The organism is Acinetobacter sp. Tol 5, assembly GCF_019702905.1.
In the GTDB taxonomy this organism is placed as follows: domain Bacteria; phylum Pseudomonadota; class Gammaproteobacteria; order Pseudomonadales; family Moraxellaceae; genus Acinetobacter; species Acinetobacter bereziniae.
The window spans coordinates 623,163-644,047 of record NZ_AP024708.1 but is presented as its reverse complement, the minus strand read 5'-3'; the positions used below and the strand labels follow the sequence as shown (position 1 = coordinate 644,047).

Here is a 20,885-nt window from a genome sequence, read left to right as displayed (position 1 = left end):
AGAATGTATCTTTACAATAGCTTAGGAATTTATTCAAGCATATTTAAGCTTGACCATAATCAGCCATCAACGCTAAAAAGGCTTGCTCATCTAACACTGGAATCCCCAATTTTTCTGCTTTTTCGAGTTTAGAACCCGCCTTTTCTCCAGCAACCACACATTTGGTTTTACTTGAAACACTGCCACTCACACGAGCACCTAAAGCTTGAAGCATCTGAGTCGCATCATCACGCCCCATCGTTGCTAGTGTTCCAGTAATCACCCAACTCTCACCATTTAAAGGCTGACGTGTTGGAGCTATTGGAGCATCCCAGTGAATTCCTGCCGCCAGTAACCGATCAATAACTTCAAGATTATGTGAGGCTTGGAAAAAATCGACGATCCATTCAGCTGTAATTCCACCCACATCTGGTGTCTTTTTCAAGGCTTCGAGATCAGCATGGCGAATTGCATCAAAGGTTTGGAATGTATTGGCAAGCATACGCGCTGTCGTTTCACCAACGCCACGAATTCCAAGTGCATAGATAAATGCAGCCAAGGTTGTTTTCTTACTGTTTTCAATGGCATCCAGTAAATTCTGAACAGATTTTTCGCCCATTTTCTCTATGGTCAATAGCTGTTCACGATGTTCATGTAAGTGATAAATATCAGCAACATCTTTTAATAAATCAAGATGAAGTAATGACTCCACCCAACGATCACCTAGACCGTCAATGTCCATCGCTTTACGAGAAACAAAGTGTCGAATGGCTTCAATACGCTGTGCTGAACAATACAAACCACCTGAACATCGAGCTAAAGCCTCACCTTCTGGCATCACCACAGGTGACGAACATACAGGACAGTTTTCGGGCAAATGCACTTCAACCACATCGTCTGGACGAAACTCTAACCAAACTTTCTCAACTTTGGGAATCACATCACCACTGCGATAGACACTTACAGTATCGCCAATTCGAACATCTAAACGATGGATTTCACCAATATTATGCAAAGTCACATTTGAAACGGTGACACCACCCACAGCCACAGGGTTTAAACGAGCTACGGGGGTTAATGTACCAGTTCGCCCCACTTGCCAATCAATATTTTCAACTGTTGTCAAAGCAGCAACGGCGGGGAATTTATAGGCTGTTGCCCAACGTGGCTCTCGACTTAAAAAACCAAGCTTTTGTTGTTGTTGTAGGTCATCCACCTTAATGACCATTCCGTCAATTTCAACTGCCAAATTCGGACGCTCTTGATTGATTTGCTGATATTTTTCTTGAACTTCCTGAATACTGTCACAAATAAAATGACGTTCGCCCACGGCAAAGCCAAAATTAGTCAACCATTCAAGGCTTGCTGACATCGAGCTTAACCCATGATTAGGTTCGCACTGTGCAATCCCATATGCATAGAATGCTAAAGGTCGTGATGCAGCAATATTTGGATCTAGCTGTCGCAAACTTCCTGCTGCGGCATTGCGAGGATTGGCAAATGTTTTTTCACCTTTGGCTTCATTCTCAGCATTCAATCGCTCAAAACCAGCTTTAGGCATCAGCACTTCGCCACGAACTTCTAGCAAACGAGGTACTGCAACTTTGTCAGAAGACAACACTTTGGGTAGATTGCGAATCGTTTTGACATTTTGAGTAATCACTTCGCCTGTTTCACCGTCCCCACGGGTTACACCGCGAGTCAACACACCGTTTTCATACCAAAGTGAAATCGCCAATCCATCAAATTTCAACTCCACATCATATTGAATTTTCTGGTTGGGTAAGCGTTCCTCAATACGACGAGCAAAGGCAAACAGTTCTTCTTGATTAAACACATTGCCCAATGACAACATTGGTACGGTATGAGTAATGGTTTCAAATTTAGCCAGCGGTTTACCTCCGACTTTATTCACAGGGCTATCTGCCTGAACTAAGTCTGGATATTGCTGTTCTAATGCTTTGAGTTGATGAAATAGCTGATCATATTCACTGTCTTCAATACTAGGTTGATCCATCACATAATAAGCATGGTTATGTTTGGCTATGAGCTGAATCAATTGACGCATTTGCGTCACGACAGGATTATTTTCCATAAATTATTTCACCATCTAAAAAGGCGGATAACTCCGCCTAAAATTTTGAATACCAATTATAAAGTAAATATACGCTTATGCTAAGCGTCATGCCCTGAGCGATAATCAATCGCCTTATGACGCCAATGCTCTTTCAACTGTGGTGTAAACTCAAGGTTGTTCTCATCATAGACCGTACCATCAATCTCACGAGCGATTAAACCGGCAATACTGACCATGGTATCAAAACCTTTCTGCACATCTGAGTGTGGCAATGCCAAGAAAAATGCTAATCCTTGTACTTGCTCAGTCGACAAAGTTTCAAGATCAAATCCATCAGGTCCGTTGTCTGTCACCCGCAACACAGAAAACAGTAAATGGCTTTCTTCCTCCGGGTTTTCATAACGATGAAAACAAGAAAGTTCACCAAAACGTAAACCATACTTCAAAAGCATTTTAAGTGTCTTATCACCTGACAATGCTTTACGTGGGTTTGGATATACATTTAACGCAATAATCGTTTCCGCTTTTGAAAGCACACTTTCATCATCGTATTTTTGCTGTTCATTGAGATGCACATCCAAAATACTACTTTCTTCATCAAACTCTTTGATTTCAGCAGTTTCTACATTGGCATTGAGTTGAAATACTGACTCTTTTTCTTTCTCTAGAACACTTTTGTCTGATTCAATGGTATCTACAGACGAATTCTCGTCAGTTTTTGTAGATAAATCAGTGCGGTTCAATGCTTCAGATTCAGCATGATCAGTTTTCTGATACGCTTCAACATTTGCTGGATCATTTTGATCAATATCTTTAATTGAATCTACTTCAGTTGACTGCGTTGAATTTGCATCTTGAACAACATCATCAAGCTTTTGTACTTTTTCTTCAGCAACATCAACGGAGTCTAGTGCATTTAAATTCGGTTCAACACGTTGTTGTTCTGGCGTAGCACGTGCAATCTGTAACTGATCACGCACATGACGAGGAATCACAGGTTGCTGACAGTCAGCATTGATGTGTAACTCAGACTCAAGAGAAGGTGCTGCATCATTTGGCTTTCGTAGCATCATTCTCAAACCAACCAGAATGATGATTACGGCAGCAACAATTCCAATAATTGTGGTGATTTCCATACTACGACTCCGCGGCTAAACCGTACTCTCTTGCCTCTTCCAAATTCACAGTGACGAGTTTTGAAGTGCCTGGTTCAGGCATCGTCACCCCCAGCAAATCGGTTGCCATCGTCATTGCAACTTTATTATGTGTAATGTAAATGAATTGCACTTGATCAGAAAGCTCTTTTACCAAATTACAAAAGCGTCCTACATTGGCATCGTCTAAAGGTGCATCAACTTCATCCAAAACACAGAATGGTGCAGGATTTAATCGGAAAATCGCAAACACCAATGCCAGTGCTGTTAAAGCTTTTTCGCCACCTGATAACAATGCCAAAGAACTGTTTTTCTTGCCTGGTGGACGCGCCATTAACTTTACGCCAGACTGCCAATCGTCTTCAAGGCTTAAACTCGCTTCACCACCATTAAAAACTTTAGGGAATAAAACTTTCAGCTCTGAATTGACTTGATCAAAAGTTCCCATAAACAGTTTTTTGGTTTCTTGGTCAATTGTTTTCATGGCATCTTTTAATTGCCCAACGGTATTTTCCAAGTCCTGCATTTGATGGCTTAAATCTTCAAAACGCTTGGACACTTCCTCATATTCTTCTGAAGCTGCAAGGTTAACCGCGCCTAGTTTTTCAAATTGACGCTGTGCTTTTTCAAACTTCTCTTGGTGTACAGGCAAATCAATCAAGACACCTTGCTTAATTTCAGCATTCATTTCTTTCAATTGATCAGAATAATGCTGTAAATCCGATTTTGCCGATTGCCAAGCCAAACGACGTTCTTCTAGCTTGCTACGCAATTGTTCATCGTTCTGTTGGTGCAAATGACGCATTTCAGTAAGCTGCTGTTGTTTTGACTGAATGTTGTTCAACTCAACTTGCCACTCACTCCAAGTCTTCTGCAACTTTTCAGTTTGCTGTGCTTGCTCAGCATATTGCGACTCTAGGCTTGGTAACTCCAACTGAATAGGATCAACAAATTTCTTCGCTTGTTCCATTTGAGCAATAATTTGTTGATATTGAGTTTTAGAAAAAGACAGATCTTTGTCTAATAATTCAATCTGCTGTTTATTTTGCTCAGCCAAACGACGGGTCGTTTCAAAGTCCTGCTGTTTAAGTTGTAATTGCTGCTGTTGTTCTTCTACTTGCTCATTTAACTCATCCAACTTGTATTGCAGTGCCTTAAATTCTGGAAGATTTTGCTCAAGTTTGAGAATGACCGAATGCATATCGATCTCAAGATCATCTTTTTGCATTGCATCTTCTTCAAGTTGCTCATCCAGTTGTTGCAACTGATTATTCAGCTGGACTTTATGTAGTTCAAATGCTTGCGAGGCGCTTTGCTGTTTGGCAATTTGTACATCAAACTGTTGTACTCGCGTTTGCTCTTGCTTGAGTGCATCTTGATCTATTTGAATATGTTTTTGCAACTCAGCAAAACTTTGGCTGAGTTGAGGCAAAGCATGTTCAGCATCTATCAGTTTAGGCTGTAGATCGGCAAGCTGATGCTCAATTTCTTCAATACGAATACGATGGCTTAATGCACCTTGAGCTGCTTGACTGGATTCATCAAAGAACAGACCAATCATCCAGTCTTGACCGACATGATAACCGTCCAAGGTTAATATACTTTGTCCTGTCTTGAGCTGTGATTGAACTGTCAGTGCTTGCGCCTTATTTTCAGCAATCGCCACATGATTCCATAATGAATACTGCGGTGACTCAATCCAGTCCGCTAAACAAACCAGACCTGACAACTGGATTTTTTCTAACCCTTGTAATGCTTTAAGCTGGCGTGCTGAACTGTCAGCAAAATCTGCACTTTGATCTAAAACTTCTGCTGATAACCACTTGGCTAAGAATTTTTCGATCAAATTGGCATGTGCTTTACCCTGATCATTTAACTGCAAAACCTGCATCAATTGCACTGCATGGATATCTGTTTTGACCGCATGCTTTGCAATGAGCTGATTTAAATTTTTCTGTTCTGACTGCAAAACGTGTAATTCAGATTTCAAACTCGAAATCAGCGTTTTTTGCTGGTTGATTTGTTCTTGCAATTGTTCTAATTGCATTTTAGTTTCAGCAATACTCTGCTCTAATTGCAAAATACTTGCTTGCGCTACAGCTTTGTCTTGTTCGAGTTGTACTAAATCTTCAGTCTGAAATTGGCTTTGGATCTGACTTGCTTGAGTTTTTAAGGTTTCTTTTTGCTGCTCAATACGTGCGACATTTTTGGCAAGTTGCTCAAGCTGTGCTTGCATCTGAGCTTTTTGCTGCTGTTGCTTTTCAACTTGAACTTTAACCTGTTCATAGTGTTGTTGTGCTTGCAACTGCTGTGCTTTTAAATCACTAAATGCTTGTGTCCCTTGTTGAGTTTCAGACTCAGATTGTTTTAACTGTTCAGCTTGTTGATCCAATTGACTATGCAACGTTTCTAATTGCAACTCCATCAATTGGATTTTTTCTTTGGTTTGCGCTTTTTGTTGCTCAAAACTACCCAAAGCTTCTGAATTTTGTTGAAACAGACTTTGTTTTTGCTCCAAGGTCATTTTCAACTCAGACAGTTTTTTCTCTGCCTGTTGCCATTCATTTTGCAATGGCGTCGATTGTTGAATTAAACGCTGAAACAGTTCATTGGTAGAGGTGAGATCATGTTCCAAGGTACTCATATCGGAACGAACCAATTTAAAATGTTCACCCAGTTCGTTCATTTCAACCGTATATTGTTCTTGCAAACGAGAACTACGTTCACACTGAAATGAAAGAATTTCAATCTTGAGGGTACGAATCTCAGTTTCCAGAGTCTTATATTGAACCGCAGTTTCAGACTGGCGCTTTAATGTTTTTAATTGTGATTTGAGTTCTGAGGCGATATCTTCTAGACGATCTAAATTTTGGGTCGTGTGCTCTAAATGTTGCAATGTCTCACGACGACGCGCTTGATAACGAGAAACACCCGCAGCTTCCTCAATAAAAACACGCATTTCTTCTGGTTTGGCATCGACCAAACGATTGATCATCCCTTGTTCAATGATTGCATATGAACGCGGTCCTAAACCTGTACCCAGAAAAATATCGGTAATATCACGACGACGACATTTGGTTCCATTGAGAAAATATTCAGATTTACCGTCGCGATTGACCTGACGACGAACGGCTAATTCCGTATAAGCATTATACGCACCGCCAAGCTTGCCATAGGTATTTTCAAAGCGTAATTCTACACTTGCCATACCGACAGGCTTTCGCTTTGCCGTTCCAGTAAAAATAACATCCTGCATACTGCCACCACGTAACTGGCGTGCACTGGATTCCCCCATGACCCAACGAATGGCATCAATCACATTGGATTTACCACAACCATTTGGACCTACGACCGCGGTACGGTTATCTTTGAATTGTAATGTTGTACTATCGGCAAACGATTTGAAGCCTGAAAGTTTTAAGCTGCTTAAACGCATAATGTCCTAGTTACTACCGACGCGATCTCCGCGCCCAAGCGAGTTCAATTTGTTTCATCCGTGTCAGAGATTCCAACACGAGATTACGCAAGTGTCGACAAAAATCTTCCATAAATAAAGTAGCTTGTTGTGATTTTCGGATTAAAATTGCATCAATCACCAACTTAAGTAATTCTAATGCTTCTTGAAGCTCGCGTCTTGAAGTATTTAAGGTTAAAAAATAACTTCTACGTAGTGATGGTAACAGCTCACGATAAAACTTCATCAGATATGGATTACCCACCATATCTTGCTGAGCAGAGAGAAATTGGAAAATACCATCATAAAATTTTTCTGTATTGCCTTGTTTTACCTGTTCAACCAAATGATTCATCATGTGTTGAATTGCCTCAGCTTCATGATTGCGCCATGTTTCACTCATCCGTTGCACAATCTGTCCCAATAATAAAGCACTGGTATCAAACAATGCTCGCACTTGTTGTGCGGACATTTCAGATACGATTGCTCCACGGCGTGGGTAAATTTCAATTAGATGCGTTCTTTCTAAAAGCAAAAGGGCTTCGCGTACCGAGCCACGACTGACATCCAGTTCTTTGGCAATACGTAGTTCTTGTATACGTTCACCTTCAACCAATTCGCCACTAATGATTTGTTCGCTAATATGTTTGGCAATTTGTTCTGAAAGGCTGTCCACTTCTTCCAAATGCATATCGTTCCTATCTCGGTTTATTATTCTTGGACAATGTCAATTGTCATTATTTTAGTTTTACCTGATTTAATTCAAAATAAACCATGACATTGTCCGACAATTTTAATGCATTTTAAGTCAACTTTGCTTAAGGGAGAAGTGCTATTGATCGGATATCAAGCAACAACTTACTTCATAATCCCTTGATAAATAAAATAAAGACCAACCAATGTGAGTAGACATGCAAAACATTTTTTCAACATTGCAGGTGAAAGTGCATGAGCAACTTTTGCTCCTAATTTAGCCGTGATAAAGCTCATCACACTAATCCCAATGAACGCATAAATGTGCACATAACCAATCGCGTTTTTAATCTCAGTCTGCTCTTGCGCACCAAAGAACATAAAACCTAACGCCCCTGCTATTGCAATCGGTAAACCACAAGCCGCTGAAGTCGCTACGGCTTTCTGCATGACCACACCATTTTTATTTAAATAAGGTACTGTCAGACTTCCACCACCAATACCAAATATTGCAGAAGCAATCCCAATTCCGCTACCGGCAAGCATTTGTTTAGGTGCTGAAGGCAATTGTTTAGATTCATCGACCTGAACATTTGCCCCTTTAAACATTTTAAATGCCACCCAAAGTGCAAAGGCACCGATAATCAGCTGTAAATGTTGCCCAGATAAAATATCCGCGATTCCAGCACCAATGAATGAGCCAAGTACTAAACCTGGTGCGAGATTTTTAAAAACATTCCAAAGTACTGCGCCCTTTTTATGGTGTGCAGTGACAGAGCTAATAGAGGTAACAATAATTGTCGCCAGCGAAGTCCCCAATGCCATATGCATGATGACCGATGGATCGTAACCCATTTTGGTAAACACCACATAAAGAATAGGTACAATAATTAAGCCACCACCAACACCAAATAAACCAGCGGCGAATCCAGCGATTGCACCAATACCTAAATATATGATTAACTCCATAAATGTTCCTTCACTCTTCTCAGATTCAACATGGATTTAGAGACTCGTCATCTTAGACAACTGCTTACACAAGCACATCAGCTCCCCGAAGTGCTGCTTTTAAAACAGACAACAACATCAACCAATGATGATGTACGTGAGATTGCGCTTAGTGGCGTCAAGACGGTTTTGGTCTGTAGTGAAACTCAGACTCAAGGGCGAGGTCAGCACCAACGGGAATGGGTCTCCCCAGCCGGCAATATTTATTTAAGCACATTGCTTGAAACTCGAACACCCTTAGATGGGCGTTTAGCCTTAGAAATTGCCTTAAATATCTTACAAATGCCGTCACTGAAGGGCTTAACTGGATTACAAATTAAGTGGCCCAATGATCTCTATAGTTCACAAGGTAAATGGGGGGGGATTTTGGTCGAACCGATTTCACCACAGCAGGCAATTGTTGGAATAGGCATCAATCTATTTCCGGTTTCTGAGCAAAATATTACCCAACAAGCCACCTCAGTAATGCAATTAGGTCTCCAGTTCCCGAACCGCATTCAAATCATTTCTGAAATGTATTTGGCGATTCAACAAGCTGGGCAATGGTTTGATCATGGTTGTTATAACCTTGCTGCACGATTCAATCATTATGCTGCGTTTATGGATCAAGCGGTACATTTTGAACAAGTCCATAATTCAATCCATGGGATTTTTAAAGGGATTTCGGATGATGGCGCACTCAATTTAGTGACACCTCAAGGCTTAGTCAGTGTATACCAAGGACGTTTACGTTTAGCGGAGTCATAAGTTTATGTCTGCTTGATCTTATCGAAACATTTGATTTATAAAGCATGAGGATTCAATCTAAAGCGACTCCTCATTGTATCCCCCATACGAGTTCTGTTAATGAAAGCACTTTGGTTAGATATTGGAAATACCCGGCTAAAATATTGGATCACTGAAAATGACCAAATCATCGAGCAAGCAGCCGAATTGCACTTGCAATCTCCTGCGGATTTATTACTTGGTTTAATCCAACATTTTCGTAGTTTAAGTTTAGACAGCATCGGCATTTCATCTGTTCAAGATAAAAAGAACAATGAACGTATTATCCAGATTTTGAAGTTACTGGATATTCCGGTCACTTTTGCCAAAGTCCATGCAGAATATGCTGGCTTACGCTGTGGTTATGACCACATCGAACAGCTCGGAATTGATCGATGGTTACAAGTTTTAGCAGTTGCAAAAGCTGAAGAAGATTTATGTGTAATCAGTTGTGGTACTGCCTTAACCATTGATTTAACACAAGGTTTTCAACATTTAGGCGGTTATATTCTTCCTAATCTCTATTTACAGCGAGACTCTTTGATTCAAAAAACCAAAGGAATTAAAATTCCCGATGCTGCATTTTCAGAGTTAAGCCCTGGTCGCAACACCATAGATGCTGTCCATCATGGGATTTTCTTGGGTTTATTAAGCACGATTGAAAAAGTGCTTGAACAACAACCTCGAAAGCTGATTTTAACGGGCGGTGATGCTTATCTGTTTGCTCAGTTCCTTGAGAAGTATCAACCTCGCATTGAAACAGACTTGTTACTCAAAGGCTTACAGTTTTATATAGATCGACAGACAAATTAAATCTACATACATTTTCATGATGAATGATTTATGCTCGATCTAAATATATCACCCTCTCAAAAAGAGCATTAAAAAAGACCATAAAGAGAATTCATCATGAAAATAATCCCAGTATTGTTAAGTACCTGCCTCATCAGCATAAGCATGATTGGCTGTAGTCAACTTTCTACCACATCAAGCACAACAAACCTTTCTAAAACTCTTGCAACCAATGAAGCGATTATTGCCTATTTTGCACCAGATGCAGGTGATGAAGAATGCTCATGTGGCTCATCAGTCATGGATCAAGGTTATTCACTTCAACCAGTAGAAAATGGCTATTTTAGGAAACTATTAGGCAGAGACAAAGATGGGCGCTTTTTAGTACAAGATTTCTATCAAAACAGCCACAAAAAACAATCTGATCCATTTTGGATTAAAGAACCTCAAGGGTTAAACAGTTTTGATGGAAAGTATATTGATGGTAATGTAACGGGTTATTATGAGAATGGAACGATCAATTTCAAAGCCAGTTATAAAGACCTACAGCCTATTGGAAAAGCTGAAAACTTTTATCCCAATAAGCAACTTGGATTGGAAGAAAGCTATATTGATGACCAGACCATCATTCAAAAAATTTGGTATAAAAATGGCAAAATCGCAGCCGAACTCAAAATTAACCCAAGTGAAGATAATACCATTGTTGAGAGCAGGGTTTGGGATCAACAAGGTCAACTTGTTGATGACGAAGTACAATCTCAAAACATTCTTGAGGAATTATATTTACAATTCACTACCGATCAATAATTCTAAAATCTATGAAATAATTTCACCCCACAGCCTGCGTTCATGATTCCGAGTTGAGTAAAATAACCAGCTTTTCCCAAAGGATGGTGAGCGTATTAAAACCTTCCGCTGCCATAAAATGCCCCGCACCCTTCACTTCAATCATTTGAGTATTCAATAAATGCCCAAGTTGAATACTGAATGGTGCTGGAACAAAAGGATCATTGTTGGAAAAAAATATAAAACGATGAACGATGTTTAATCGAAGTAAAGCATCATCTATGCGAGCGCTGTTTAAAAATAAATTAAGCTCTGGCAATGTCGGTAAATTTTGGTTAAACCCAGCCACTAAAAATAATGCGCCTAATTTTCTTCCAAGTAATTCACTAGAAAGAAAAGCTAAGCTTGCAATACAACCTAGACCATGAGCAACAATAATCACATCTTCATTTAGTGTTTTAATCTGTTGTACCAGATTATGTTTCCAAACTTCATATTGAGGATGATCTGCCTGCTCCAATTGAACAATTTCACACTCATTTCCCGTCGCAAGTATTTGTAATTTAAGCCATGGATACCAATGATCCTCTGAAGAAGCATGATAACCGTGTACGATCAAAACTCTTTTCATAGATCTTTTCTTATCAGTAGTTTAAATTTTACCTAATCAATCGTATCACAATATCTAAAGAATAAAGAGAAGTATGTTGTTTTTATTCAACAAAAAAGCGCCCTAAGGCGCTTTTTATAAAAGAAATAGAGACTTACTTCTTATCATTATTTCCAAATAGTGGTCCCATACCACCACCGCCACCAAATTGCTTTTGCATTCCACTTAAAGAACGCATCATTTTTGCCATACCCGATGGATTGGCGAATTTTTTCATCATTTTCGCCATTTGTGCATGTTGTTTAATCAGTTTATTCACTTCAACAACATCCATACCACACCCAGCAGCAATACGCTTTTTACGGCTTGGATTCATTAAATCAGGGTTGCGACGTTCTTTAATGGTCATCGATTGAATAATCGCTTCCATTTTTTTCACTTGTTTTTCAGGGTTTGCTTGTGCAATCGCGTCTTGTATCCCTGAATTACTCATACCAGGCAACTTATCTAAGAAGCCCATCATTCCGCCCATTTTGTTCATTTGTTCAAATTGCATCAGCATATCTTCAAAATTGAAGTTTCCGCCTTTCTGCAATTTTTTCGCCATCTTCTCGGCTTTTTCTTTGTCGATTTTACGTTCAACTTCTTCGACAAGAGAAAGCACATCACCCATACCTAAGATACGTTGTGCAACACGCTCTGGGTGGAATGGTTCTAAGGCATCGAGTTTTTCACCCATACCTAAGAATTTGATTGGCTTACCTGTAATTGCACGTACTGAAAGCGCCGCACCGCCACGTGCATCGCCATCAGTTTTAGTCAGAATGACCCCTGTAAGTGGCAATGCATCATTAAAGGCTTTGGCTGTATTTGCAGCATCTTGACCTGTCATTGCATCGACAACAAACAGTGTTTCTGTTGGTGCAACTGCTGCATGTAATGCTTTGATCTCGTCCATCATGTCATCATCGACATGTAAACGACCTGCGGTATCGACAATCAAAACATCGTTAAAATTAATTTTGGCTTGCCCGATGGCACGCTGTACGATTTTAATTGGATCTTCAGCAGCATCTGACTCAATAAAATCAACACCAACTTCACCAGCAACCGTTTGAAGCTGTTTAATTGCGGCAGGGCGATAAACGTCGGCAGAAACCATGGCGACTTTTTTCTTTTGACGTTCTTTTAAGAAACGTCCAAGTTTTGCAGCAGTGGTGGTTTTACCAGCACCTTGCAAACCTGCTAAAAGAATCACAACTGGTGGTTTAGCAGCTAAATCTAGGCTTTCATTCGCCTCACCCATCATTTTGGTGAGTTCATCATAAACAATTTTAACGAAAGCCTGACCTGGTGAAAGCTGGGTCATCACCTCTTGTCCCAATGCTTCTTCCTTAACTTTCGCAATAAACTCACGAGTTACAGGCAAAGCAACATCGGCTTCAAGAAGTGCCATACGCACTTCACGTAAGGTATCTTTAATATTATCTTCGGTTAGCTGCCCAGAGCCAGTAACATTTCTGAGACTCTGCGTGAGTCGTTCTGTTAAGGTATCAAACATTGCAAAATCCGCTTAAAATAGCTAGTAGCAAAAAAATCTTTCTTAAAATAGAAAATTTATGCTCAAGATGCTATAGGATACTGTAGTTCACATAGAATTTATATCATATAGCATGAATATTCATCATCCTGAAAAAGGTTTGACATGATTAGCCTACCCTTGGTTTATACGATTTTAGCATTAATTGCCTATACCTCTTCGTTTTGGTATTTGTTTATGCACTTAATGTCTAAACGTCCTGCAAACCCTTGGTTTATTGGCATCGTGTCAGGTTTAGGGCTGATATTACATGCAAGTGTACTGCATAACGATATACTTACACCACTAGGGATTAATTATGACGTCTTTAATTTGATGTCGTTTACCTCCGCTTTAATGTTACTTTTAAGTATGTTGTACAGTACCTATCGACCTGTACTTTCACTCAATTTGATTGGGATTCCCGTTGCTGCTTTTGGATTGATTTTAGGTTTTGGCTTTAGTAAACCCGATCAATTCATCGAACAGCACTCTTTAGGATTAGACATTCATATCATCTTGTCCTTATCCGCCTATGCAGTTTTACTCATGGCAACCATACAAGCTGTACTGATTTGGTTTCAAAATCGTGAATTAAAAAAGAAACAGAAAAAACGTATTTGGGTGAATTTCCTTCCCGCCTATCAAGCAATGGAATCTTTACTTTTTGATATGTTAATCACAGGCTTTGTTCTACTCACTGTAGCCTTATGTTTTGGTTTCTTTACTATTGATGATTTCTTTGCCCAACACTTAGCCCATAAAACAGTTTTTAGTATTGTGTCTTGGTTTGTATATGGTGCATTGTTAATCGGTCACTATAAGTTTGGTTGGCGTGGTCAAAAAGCCATTCGCTTTACCATGATTGGATTCTTCTTACTGGCAATTGGATTTATCGGTTCTAAATTCGTTTTAGAAATGATTTTGCATCGTTAAATCACCTGCTAATTTTATTGAAAATATGATATAAACAACTAGAATAAAGTATGCCTTATTTTTATTATAAAAATAAGGCATACGCGTTAAGGAACCATTATTTTAACATCTGTACGTTTTTCCTTAGAAACCATTCCTTCTTCAGTTTTTAATGTGATTGTTGTTTCATCCCATTTTTCAATAATAGCAACTATTAGATAAGTATCCTTAATGCGCCAATATAAAAATGTTTTAGGTGGCGTCATTAAATAATCTAAGAGTTCATTTGATAAATTTTCTGCTTGCATTTCATTTTCCCTCTATTTTTTGTTTAATATCCTTATTCAATTCATTATCACAACTATTCGACTGATCTTTATTTTTTTCCGCATCAACTGAACATTTATGATAAGTTTTGGCAATACCAACTAAACTCACTCCAAGTAAGGCATTCCTATTATTTTCAACAATTTCTGGTCTCAAAATTAGAGCCTGTGTCGCTAACTGATTTGACTGTGCTGTTGCTTTCTCCTTATCTGCAACTTTATCCACGATCTTTAAAATATCTTTAAAGAGTTCTTGCTGAGCAGCAAAAGTCCCATTTGCTGCACTAAGACATATTTGATACATTAAATCACGAGCTAATAATACGGCAGAAGATCGTCCATTCAATTGTAAAACCGCAGTTGATGAATTAATGTTGCCCTCTCCTCCTATATCTTGTTTCAATACTCCTCCTGAATCAGCCAACTTTGCACTAAGATTTCCTTTTGATCCAAAAGAATCTGATCTAGCAACATCTGGCATAGGTTGGTCACAAATATAAATTTTTCCATCTGAAGCTGTAAAACTTCGAGACAAACGAATATCTATTGGAATACTCATCGTTTTAACATTAGGATTCTTTATATCAGTTACAACCAGCGCTCTTTTTTGAGTCACTAGGTTCGTACATCCTGTTAAAAATAAAAGGCTACACAAATATATTAGACACCTCATGATATTTTCCCTTTATCAGTTTATTATATAAATCTATTATTTTTTAAAATTATTTCTCTCCCTTTCTTATTATTGAATTACATTTTAAAATTTAATTTTTTAAGTATAAATATTAGAAAAAAATTATTTTTTAACAAAAGGTTTCAAAAAAACTTTACTTTTATAATATTTTATTACTTATAATAAATATTTCTTAAATTTATAAAAAATAATTTTCATTAACTTATTTCTTTATACTTCAATTAATTTACTAGACATCTAATTAAAAAAACCGTATAACGCTGTTTTTATCTGATCGGGTAACTCCACTGTGAAACTCATTCTTGCTCCCATGGAAGGCTTAACTGACCCCATCATGCGTGATGTTTTAACGCATGTCGGTAGTTTCGACTGGTGCGTGACTGAGTTTATCCGTGTAACAGACTCTGTCCTACCTGATCATATTTACCATAGCTACTGCCCAGAGCTCAAAAATGAAGGGAAAACTGCTGCTGGAACACCTGTACATGTACAGTTTCTAGGAAATAATCCTGAAATGCTGGCTGCCAATGCCGTACGTGCTGCCGAGCTTGGCGCACCTGCCATCGATATGAATTTTGGTTGTCCTGCAAAAACAGTCAACCGTCATCGAGGAGGTTCCGTACTTCTCGATGAGCCTGAGGTTGTACATGAGTTGGTTAAAGCAGTACGTGATGCTGTTCCACAACACATTCCAGTTTCTGCCAAAATGCGTTTGGGTTACATGGATCGAAACTTTACCCTTGAAAATGCGCATGCCATAGAAGATGCTGGCGCTTCATGGCTTACAGTACACGCTCGAACCAAAGCGGACGGTTATACGCCACCTGCTTTTTGGGATCAACTTCAACCTATTCGTGAAGCCATTAAAATCAATGTGATTGCCAACGGTGAAATTTGGACCAATGCCGATGCCAAGCAATGCCAACTTGAATCAGGATGCCAAGATCTAATGATTGGGCGTGGTGCAGTCACGACACCAGACTTAACACAATGCATCCGTAAAAATACAGATGAGCCGCTGATTACATGGTCAGAATTATTAAATTTACAGATTCGTTTTTTGAACGGCACCTATAAAAAAGAAATGAATATGGTTGGGCGTTATAAACAATGGCTTGGAATGATGTCTAAGCATTACCCCGAAGCCAAGGCATTGTGGGATGAAATTAAGCGTATGAAAAAAATTGATGAAGTACTCGAAAAATTAAATGCTTAAATTATTAGAGTCTATTTGATCAATTTCTAAAATAGCTTTGATCTCTTCAGGTTGGAATTCTTTTGATAATGCTGAGGTTGGGTTCAATACTAAGGTTGCCCCTTTGGTCATTTCAAAAAACTGACGTGTATTCAAAGCAATATATTCAACATCAGCACCAATATCATTTTGGATGGTTTCAAGTTCAATAAAAAATGGAATGGCTTGATCACCTTCTGGTGTTTCCAAAATGCGGAATTCAACGTTCTTGTCTTTGTCCTGCGTCGCTAGACAATAAATTTCTGATGCTAAAAGTTGATCAATGAAATCAGGGATCAATTCGTAGTTTTCTTGAGTTTGAGCAAAAAGTTGTTGTAAATTTGACATGTTATATATTATCTATTCTGGTGTTGCTAATATAGCTTATTCTCGATAGATATGGAATTGACCAGAATAATCACTTGGGTCATATGATGCTTACACTACCCACTATTTTAAGTGCTATATGATCAAATTTGAAAATTATCAAAATTTTATTAATGCCCTTATTCACTTTTAAAAGCCGCACTTCTCAGGCACTTCTTTACTCTGATAAATATTAAAATAGGTATTATTTTTTATGCGTTCAGTATTAAATTCCAACCAATAATCTTGAACATTTACTCTAGTCGTCACTAAAAAATTACAATATACATTCACATTGTTTTTGATATTTAAAAGATGCTGATTCATCAGTGATGTATATACTTTTTTCGCTTTCCTCTCATCAACTATGTTTAATGATGAAACAAGACTTATAGGAATAGTAGTATCTATATTGATTTTTTCAAATCTATTTCCATTATACCCTGCACTCAGATTTAATCGAATACTTTTGATTTTATTGAATTTAGGATTCGCTGCATAAATTTCAGAGAAGAGCTCTGGTGTATCACTGACACCATCAAAAAAATAGATTTTCTTTACTGTTCCGCCATATGAAATCACTTCAAAGTGTCGACTGTTTTTGGCTACTTCATTATTCACATATCCGAATTTTTCGATATTTTTTATAACTTTATCTAAAATTATTGGCATTGCATTCAAATTCAGCTGATTGACTGGTGCAAATCTTGAATAATTTATTTCTGTTGATAACACTGATTTATTTTTATCTTCAAAAATAAAAAAACGCTGATCTACATTCGTTCCATAACTATAGTACGATACAGAAGTACTAATTAAAAATACCACCCCACTCCAAACAAAAATATTATATTTCATAAACTTAACCAAAAAAAATCACTTGAAATAAAAAAAATTAATATTTATCTGCGATATATATTTACTTGTCCAGAATTATTCTTTGGATCACAATTCACCTCCAAGCCAACTCCCTTCTCGTAAAAATTATTAATCATTATTTCACCACCATTCTTGCTAAAATCATAAAAATCTTTATCTGTTTTATCAAAATTAATTAAATTTAGAATATTCCTGATATTATTTTTATCAAAATCAGAAATTTGATTACAATTCTCAAATCTATATTCAACAGATTTAACACCTGAACCGCCTGAATATGGATTAACAATTAGAATAGAATTTCTAATTAAAATAGTCAAAGAATTAAAATTATCATCAAAATTTACATTTCTATAATCATTTTCAGTTATGACTTTCTTATAGACCAAACCACCAATAAAATCTTTAAAGACAACCTTATCAATTCTTTTTCTTTCAGTAAAAACAATACGATGATATGGTGTGGATAAAGCTCTAGGTGTACAATCGGCACTTGAACAAGGATCATTTATTTTGTGCTCATACTCTCCCATAGTTTTTAAGTAAATACTAGGTTTCGCATTAAAATCATAAGATAGTAAAAAAGCAAGAAAAACAATTAAAAATATTTTACCCATTTTAAATTTTCACAATTAAAAGTTATATTATTCAGTAGCATTTACCCTAGGTGTACCATTGGTTTTGTAAATATAAAAAGTAGTATTATTATGTGTTTGTTCAGTATTGAATTCAAACCAATAATCAGAAACTTTAATTCTATTCGTAACTAAAAAATCTCCATATTTATTTATTCCATTCTCTATATCAGCAATATGTTCATGTAGTAATTTTTCATATACTTTCTTTGAATCTGTCTCATTTAGCCCTAAAACTTTAGCATAAATAATGGGAACTTCTGGATTCAAATTAATTTTTTTATATTTTCCAATAGATTTGTCAAAATCATGACCCAAATAAATAACGATCTTACGTTGATGCTTTAAGTTTTCTCCAGTTGAATACACTGTAGAAGAAATTTCAGGTAGTTCAACACCTTGACTATAAAAGAAAATCTTATTTATACCATATGAGTTTGGCTCTATTTCATATCGTTTATGAACTATTGAAGCATCTTTATTTGATTCAATGTATCCTGAAGTTAAGATTGCATTTTCGATTTTAGAAAAACTAACAGGAATCTCTTCCAATTTAAGTTGATTTACAGGTGAGTTTTTACTGAAATCTATTTCTGGAACGACTTGATGTTCTGTAGTACTCTTAAAAATATAATATTTTTTAGAATCTTCAATATTATTCTTACAGCCATAGCATGCCAGAGAAAAAAGTATTAAAAATATGGCTTTAATTTTAATAATACAATGATTTTTCATAAATTTTATCTGTCGCCTTGGTATAATAAACAGTATAAGCAAAACTATTGACTTGTCCTTTTCCTACAAACCACTCTGGCTCCGACTCTAAAATGATATGAACACCATTAAAATTTCTTTCAGAAACAACTTTTCCATATTTATCTCCACCTTGACAGCGCCCTTTAGTTAAAAAACTTTCAATGAATTCATTAATATTTTTCTTGTCTAAAGCTGCAATACCTATTAGAAAAGCCTGATCTGTAATTGATTGATTAATATTTTTATGGATATTATCATCAAATGGCACAAAATTATCACTGGAGTAAAAGTTTGTATTTGGACCTTGCCCAGTAGTTCGTACTTCTAGCGTAGACATATGATGGTCGTTATCTTCAAAATTTTCATTATGAACGACTCCATTATCAAAACCTTGTACAGCAGATAATCGATCAATAACTTTTAACTTTAGATAATTTGAATTCATCTCTTTATACTTGTTATATATTTTTTTAAAATTATAGTCCAAATACAAATCATTATTCACAACAAATAAATTAATATCTCTAGACAGATTCTTTTCTATATTTTGATATTTCTCTTTTTTTGCTTTTTTACCATCAACTTTGCATAGGTAACTTAATACTTCTTTAGATGAACAGCCTTGTAATAAAGAAGTGCTTAGTATGATAGTTAGAATTATCCTGATCAATATTACACCTCATCACATGCTACATAAATTAAAACAAAATTAACCACCACACAAATAAAACTAATATATTGATGTTTCATACTTTTTATCCGTTTTCTTTGTAAAATAAACTGTAAAAAAAAGACTATTTTGTTTTTCATTTTTATTTCCTGATGCTTCTAATATGATATGCATATCATTTATATTCCATTCTACCACTTCTTCTTGTGATGAAGTACTACATTCAATTTTTTTAATAAAAAGTTTAATATTTTCATCTAAATTTTTATGATCCACTTTATTTGCATTGATCACATAAACTTGGTCACCTAGCATTTTAGCAATATTATTCTCAATTTTATTATCATAGGGTACATAATTCGTGCTTTTAAAGAATATGTAACCTGTCTTAAAGTTTATATTTACATCTAGATTAGACATATAATTCTTATTATCTTCCATATTATTACCTACAGTACCATCTGCGAACCCCACTTCAACAGGAAGTTTATCTAAAACCTTTAACACCATATAATTGCTATTTAATTTCTTATATCTATTAATTATTTCTTTTTGATTATAATTTAAAAAAATTTTATTTTCATCTACAAATCTAGAAATATTTTTCCCAACTCTTACATCGTAACTATTCCCAACATTTGAGTTTTCACTATTCCCTACTATACAATCATTATTATTCGATTTAAATAAAAAAGCAAATGCGCTTATTAAAAAAATCGTTAATATCAAAATTAAAAATTTCATAAAAACACTGCCTAAAAAACTATAAAATATATAAATTATTTTCTATATATTGAAAAAATCGAAAGCTCTATATCACTATAATCATGGTATTTTCTAGTTTTACAATCAACATCCTTAATTTCACCACTAGCAACTTTAGAAGCAATAAATTTTTTATTAATTGTTGAAATCTCATATACAATTTCATTATCTTTAAAAGAACCTGAATAGATACCATTTTTTAAATTAAACACACCATTTTTCATATTTACCAACAAGTCTTCTAACATCTTATTGTAGGCAATCTCTGAATCACCATGATTATTCAACACATTTATTACATCTATTATCGTTTTCTTTAAAATTTCTTTTTTAAAAATATCAGGAGCAGATCCAACTTCTAAATTAATATATTTGACATATTCTCCATCTGGAATTATTATAATCTTGCCTATTGAATCATAATTATCATCAATAATATCAATATACCCCTGATTTTCATATATATTCATATTATCCAATGTTTTTGCATTTTGAATTTTATCAAAAAAATTCACTACACTTATTCCTAAATTTTTCTTTATAGGATTTTCCATTGAACTTTCCGAAGGTAAATACTTATTTATATCTAGATTTACATTAGGTTCTTTATTAAGACAGAACTTATTTATCAAATCTATATCTTTACTATCATTCGTTATTACCTTCCCATCACAGCCAACAGCAAAAGCTAGAACCAACCCTAAATATATCTTGTAATTACCCTTATTAAAAATCATTATCTTAAATC

The 20,885-nt window shown here is 36.3% G+C and carries 21 protein-coding genes; 5 read left to right on the top strand and 16 right to left on the bottom strand.

Annotated features, from left to right (window positions below; genetic code table 11):
• Positions 1 to 43 precede the first annotated feature (43 nt).
• The 5 genes from ligA to TOL5_RS03045 all read right to left on the bottom strand — a co-directional run bounded on the left by ligA (position 44) and on the right by TOL5_RS03045 (position 8,326).
• Positions 44 to 2,074, bottom strand: coding sequence for an NAD-dependent DNA ligase LigA (gene ligA, locus TOL5_RS03065; protein WP_121774432.1), 2,031 nt, complete (start codon positions 2,072 to 2,074; stop codon positions 44 to 46).
• Positions 2,075 to 2,154: 80 nt separating this feature from the next.
• Positions 2,155 to 3,192, bottom strand: a complete 1,038-nt coding sequence (locus TOL5_RS03060) for a cell division protein ZipA C-terminal FtsZ-binding domain-containing protein (RefSeq protein WP_121774433.1) — start codon at positions 3,190 to 3,192, stop codon at positions 2,155 to 2,157.
• 1 nt (position 3,193) lies between these two features.
• On the bottom strand, positions 3,194 to 6,646 hold the full coding sequence (smc, locus tag TOL5_RS03055) for a chromosome segregation protein SMC (RefSeq protein ID WP_121774434.1): 3,453 nt from the start codon (positions 6,644 to 6,646) through the stop codon (positions 3,194 to 3,196).
• A 13-nt stretch (positions 6,647 to 6,659) separates the two neighbouring features.
• Positions 6,660 to 7,355 (bottom strand): GntR family transcriptional regulator, encoded by a 696-nt coding sequence (locus TOL5_RS03050; protein ID WP_004830296.1) that lies wholly within the window; start codon positions 7,353 to 7,355, stop codon positions 6,660 to 6,662.
• A gap of 167 nt (positions 7,356 to 7,522) precedes the next feature.
• Positions 7,523 to 8,326, bottom strand: coding sequence for a sulfite exporter TauE/SafE family protein (locus TOL5_RS03045; RefSeq protein ID WP_042088015.1), 804 nt, complete (start codon positions 8,324 to 8,326; stop codon positions 7,523 to 7,525).
• A gap of 30 nt (positions 8,327 to 8,356) precedes the next feature.
• On the opposite strand from TOL5_RS03045, the gene TOL5_RS03040 reads away from it, so the two are divergent.
• The 3 genes from TOL5_RS03040 to TOL5_RS03030 all read left to right on the top strand — a co-directional run bounded on the left by TOL5_RS03040 (position 8,357) and on the right by TOL5_RS03030 (position 10,729).
• A complete protein-coding gene (locus TOL5_RS03040) occupies positions 8,357 to 9,112 on the top strand; it encodes a biotin--[acetyl-CoA-carboxylase] ligase (RefSeq protein WP_121774435.1) in 756 nt (251 codons plus the stop codon).
• Positions 9,113 to 9,211: 99 nt separating this feature from the next.
• The gene (locus tag TOL5_RS03035; RefSeq protein WP_009584667.1) at positions 9,212 to 9,943 is read left to right on the top strand and encodes a type III pantothenate kinase; all 732 of its coding nucleotides are present in this window, start codon (positions 9,212 to 9,214) and stop codon (positions 9,941 to 9,943) included.
• 96 nt (positions 9,944 to 10,039) lie between these two features.
• A complete protein-coding gene (locus TOL5_RS03030; RefSeq protein WP_035300400.1) occupies positions 10,040 to 10,729 on the top strand; it encodes a toxin-antitoxin system YwqK family antitoxin in 690 nt (229 codons plus the stop codon).
• A gap of 40 nt (positions 10,730 to 10,769) precedes the next feature.
• On the opposite strand, the gene TOL5_RS03025 is transcribed toward TOL5_RS03030, so the two are convergent.
• Both TOL5_RS03025 and ffh read right to left on the bottom strand, forming a co-directional pair.
• On the bottom strand, positions 10,770 to 11,339 hold the full coding sequence (locus TOL5_RS03025; RefSeq protein WP_009584661.1) for an RBBP9/YdeN family alpha/beta hydrolase: 570 nt from the start codon (positions 11,337 to 11,339) through the stop codon (positions 10,770 to 10,772).
• A 133-nt stretch (positions 11,340 to 11,472) separates the two neighbouring features.
• Complete coding sequence (gene ffh / locus TOL5_RS03020) at positions 11,473 to 12,879, bottom strand: signal recognition particle protein (protein ID WP_004830302.1); 1,407 nt, start codon at positions 12,877 to 12,879, stop codon at positions 11,473 to 11,475.
• Between the two features lie 144 nt (positions 12,880 to 13,023).
• Here ffh and TOL5_RS03015 point away from each other — a divergent pair, with 144 nt between their 5' ends.
• A complete protein-coding gene (locus tag TOL5_RS03015; RefSeq protein ID WP_004830303.1) occupies positions 13,024 to 13,833 on the top strand; it encodes a cytochrome C assembly family protein in 810 nt (269 codons plus the stop codon).
• Positions 13,834 to 13,919: 86 nt separating this feature from the next.
• Here the strand turns inward: TOL5_RS03015 and TOL5_RS03010 are convergent, their stop codons facing one another.
• Together TOL5_RS03010 and TOL5_RS03005 are read right to left on the bottom strand one after the other, a co-directional pair.
• Complete coding sequence (locus TOL5_RS03010; protein WP_100885975.1) at positions 13,920 to 14,120, bottom strand: hypothetical protein; 201 nt, start codon at positions 14,118 to 14,120, stop codon at positions 13,920 to 13,922.
• A 1-nt stretch (position 14,121) separates the two neighbouring features.
• Complete coding sequence (locus tag TOL5_RS03005) at positions 14,122 to 14,754, bottom strand: hypothetical protein (RefSeq protein ID WP_100885976.1); 633 nt, start codon at positions 14,752 to 14,754, stop codon at positions 14,122 to 14,124.
• 367 nt (positions 14,755 to 15,121) lie between these two features.
• On the opposite strand from TOL5_RS03005, the gene TOL5_RS03000 reads away from it, so the two are divergent.
• Positions 15,122 to 16,048, top strand: coding sequence for a tRNA dihydrouridine synthase (locus TOL5_RS03000; protein WP_174762195.1), 927 nt, complete (start codon positions 15,122 to 15,124; stop codon positions 16,046 to 16,048).
• Here the strand turns inward: TOL5_RS03000 and TOL5_RS02995 are convergent.
• The 7 genes from TOL5_RS02995 to TOL5_RS02965 all read right to left on the bottom strand — a co-directional run bounded on the left by TOL5_RS02995 (position 16,037) and on the right by TOL5_RS02965 (position 20,874).
• Positions 16,037 to 16,414 carry an SseB family protein gene (locus TOL5_RS02995; protein ID WP_009584712.1) on the bottom strand — a complete coding sequence of 126 codons (378 nt, stop codon included), beginning with the start codon at positions 16,412 to 16,414 and terminating at the stop codon, positions 16,037 to 16,039. The two genes, TOL5_RS03000 and TOL5_RS02995, sit on opposite strands and share 12 nt — an antisense overlap.
• Before the next feature lie 168 nt (positions 16,415 to 16,582).
• Positions 16,583 to 17,290, bottom strand: a complete 708-nt coding sequence (locus TOL5_RS02990) for a hypothetical protein (RefSeq protein ID WP_121775859.1) — start codon at positions 17,288 to 17,290, stop codon at positions 16,583 to 16,585.
• 44 nt (positions 17,291 to 17,334) lie between these two features.
• Positions 17,335 to 17,928, bottom strand: a complete 594-nt coding sequence (locus tag TOL5_RS02985; protein WP_121775872.1) for a hypothetical protein — start codon at positions 17,926 to 17,928, stop codon at positions 17,335 to 17,337.
• Between the two features lie 27 nt (positions 17,929 to 17,955).
• Entirely contained in the window at positions 17,956 to 18,681 is a 726-nt protein-coding gene (locus TOL5_RS02980; protein ID WP_042088001.1) for a hypothetical protein, read from the bottom strand.
• Positions 18,659 to 19,372, bottom strand: coding sequence for a hypothetical protein (locus TOL5_RS02975; protein WP_121775871.1), 714 nt, complete (start codon positions 19,370 to 19,372; stop codon positions 18,659 to 18,661). The genes TOL5_RS02980 and TOL5_RS02975 overlap by 23 nt, the downstream gene beginning before the upstream one ends.
• A gap of 60 nt (positions 19,373 to 19,432) precedes the next feature.
• A complete protein-coding gene (locus TOL5_RS02970; protein WP_121775870.1) occupies positions 19,433 to 20,116 on the bottom strand; it encodes a hypothetical protein in 684 nt (227 codons plus the stop codon).
• 35 nt (positions 20,117 to 20,151) lie between these two features.
• Complete coding sequence (locus TOL5_RS02965; RefSeq protein ID WP_121775869.1) at positions 20,152 to 20,874, bottom strand: hypothetical protein; 723 nt, start codon at positions 20,872 to 20,874, stop codon at positions 20,152 to 20,154.
• Between the last annotated feature and the right edge of the window lie 11 nt (positions 20,875 to 20,885).